Origin of the sequence: Lonsdalea quercina (genome assembly GCF_900107885.1) — a bacterium.
GTDB lineage: Bacteria > Pseudomonadota > Gammaproteobacteria > Enterobacterales > Enterobacteriaceae > Lonsdalea > Lonsdalea quercina.
Window position 1 is genome coordinate 1 of sequence record NZ_FNQS01000025.1, and the last position, 2,465, is coordinate 2,465.

2 protein-coding genes are annotated in these 2,465 nt (G+C 64.7%); both read right to left on the minus strand.

Features of this window, described 5'->3' with window-relative positions:
* A partial coding sequence (locus tag BLU64_RS16885) for a DUF6531 domain-containing protein (RefSeq protein ID WP_175527829.1) occupies positions 1 to 2,261 on the minus strand: 2,261 nt, incomplete at its 3' end.
* Between the two features lie 11 nt (positions 2,262 to 2,272).
* Positions 2,273 to 2,465 (minus strand): DcrB-related protein (locus tag BLU64_RS16890; protein ID WP_139171541.1); only part of this gene is annotated, 193 nt, incomplete at its 5' end.

Sequence of the window (2,465 nt, forward strand, 5' to 3'; positions counted from 1 at the left end):
TCGCGTTCATCCGGGCGCAACAGCTGCTCCGGCAGACGCCAGCTGGCCCGCCGGTAGCCAAACCGATACGCCGCGCCGTCCGGGCGCAGCCACTGCACCACCCGGTCCTGCGGGTCGTAGCGCAGGTGCTGCATCCGGCCTTCCGCGTCCGTGGCGCTCAGCAGGCGCTGGCGATGGTCATACTGCAACCGCGCCTGCACCTCGCCGGCCCGGTCGCTGACCTGGGTCAGCAGCCCGTAGCGATTCCACGTGAAGTGCACTTCGCGGGCGTCGGGGCCGGTCAGCCGCACCGGGTCGCCCGCCGCGTCATACTCCCACGCCCAGGTGCGCCCCAGCGGGTCCGTCACGCCGCAAAGCCGTTCCTGCTCGTCATAGTCGTAGGCCCACATCTGACCACCGCCGTCGGTGAAGGTGCTGACCAGTCCGGTTTGCTCCAGATAGCTGAAGGCGGTGACGCGCCCCTGCGGCGAAATCTCCCGCAGCAGGTTGCCATGCTGGTCATACTCGTAGCGGGTCTCGTGGCCCAGCGGCGAGCGCTGATAGCTCATCAGCGACAGGTCGTTAAAACCGTATTCGCTGCGGTGTCCCTGACCGTCGGTCATGATGACGCGGTTGGGGTAATATTCGAAGCGTCCGGTCAGAAAGCCATCGGCGCAGGTGGTGAAGACGCAGCGCCCCTGTTCGTCATACTCGTAACGCGCCCAGGTCTGGTCGTGGTCGTCCCAGCGCGTCAGCCGGTTGGCCGCATCATACTCGTAGTAGAGGTGGTACAGCTGGGTGGCGTCCGCCTCCATCAGGCGGCCCAGTTCGTCCTGACGGTACAATGCCAGCTCGGTGCGCTGGGCGCCGTCGGTGCGGATAAGCTGATGCACGAAGTCACCCTGCCACACCAACCGTATTTCGATACCGTCGCTGTGCCGCACCTGTTGCAGGCGGCCCTGCCTGTCACGCAGCAGGGCGATGTGGTTGTCATGGGTGTCGCGGATTTCACTCAGCAGCCGCGTATCGCCTTGCACCACGCTGAATGTGCGCCAGGTCTGGCTGTCCCGGTGCCACAGGCTGAAACCTTCGCCGCGGCGGTGGAGGGTAAACGCGGGGTAGAGCGGGCAGAACACCGCCTGGATGTCCTGATGGAAGGTGAAGTCGATGTCAAAGCCCTGTGCCAGCGTGATGACGACATGGGTATTCAATCCTTCCTGACTGACCCGGGCGACTTCGCTCCAGCTGTCGTGCCAGCCGTGTCCCAGCAACCCCGAATGCGACGAGGCCGAGCGGTAGGTGCGCTCGAACACCAGCGGCAGCGTCTGTCCCAGCGCGATATCCTGCCGCGACTCAATCACGTCGCCGCTGGCGATATACACCGGGTCTTTCAGGAAGGCTTTTATCGATTCCTTGACGCGTGCCAGCCCCTTACTCTCGCGAAAGGCGCGACTGGCGCACCCCGCGATGCGCTTTAACTCCCGGGCGGTCACCAAGGCGCCGGCGTACATCCCCCTGAGCGCGGCCCGGGGGTGGGTCAACAATCGTCCCAGCCCTTTGAACAGGCCCCGGCTCGGCGGCACCAAAAACTCAACGCCAATCAGAATGGCTTTCTCCCACCAGCTGAATTCATCCTGAATGTCCAAAAGGGTCTGCTGTCCCGCACCGAAGTAAACGGTAGATGCCCCTTCCTTCAGGGTGCCGCCGCATACGGTTTTATCATCGATGCGCGCCGCGGCGTGCTGATTGACATATACCGTGTCGCTGCCCTGGGCAATCGGCTGCGGCGAGTTGTGTTTGGTGCAGGCGACCGTATCGACCTCGGCACGGGACGCGGGTAATTTTTCGACGAAGACATTTCCGGAGCCGGTGACCACCGGGCCAAACGGCGGCGTCACGCTGTCCACCATCGCGGCGACGCCGCCGGAAATCGCGGCAATCTGATCTTTGAGCAAATAGGTGAGCCCGAACCCGGCCGCCAGCTTGACAGCCCCCACGACCAGCACAAATCCAAATCCGCCGGTGAATCCGGTAACGGACACAATAGCCGCCACTGTGACCGCCACCGCAGCTGCCGCTACCGCAAAAGCCGCCGCCGCGACCAGCGCGCCCGCGATGGCCCCCAGCAATGCCCCCAAAAAACTGGCGTGCTTGATGGTCTTGCCCGGCGACGTCGGCGGTTTGCCCTGACACGGTTGTGGGCGTTCCGCCGGCGGCGCGGGCTGACTCCCCGCATGCATGGCCCCCACGCGGGCCACCCGGCTCAGTATGTCATTCAGCATGTCGACTCCCTTCAGGACGCGCTTTTAAAGCTCTCCACCACCGCTAACAGCGCGGTTTTCTGCTCTTCCCGCAGTTCGCCCGCCGCCGTGACGGTAAACGTCAGCAGCCGCTGACCGCGCACCTGCATCACCACCACCTGATGCATCGGCCCCTCCGTCGAGCGCCAGGTGTACTCCAGCGCGCGCGCCGGTTCGCCATCCAGC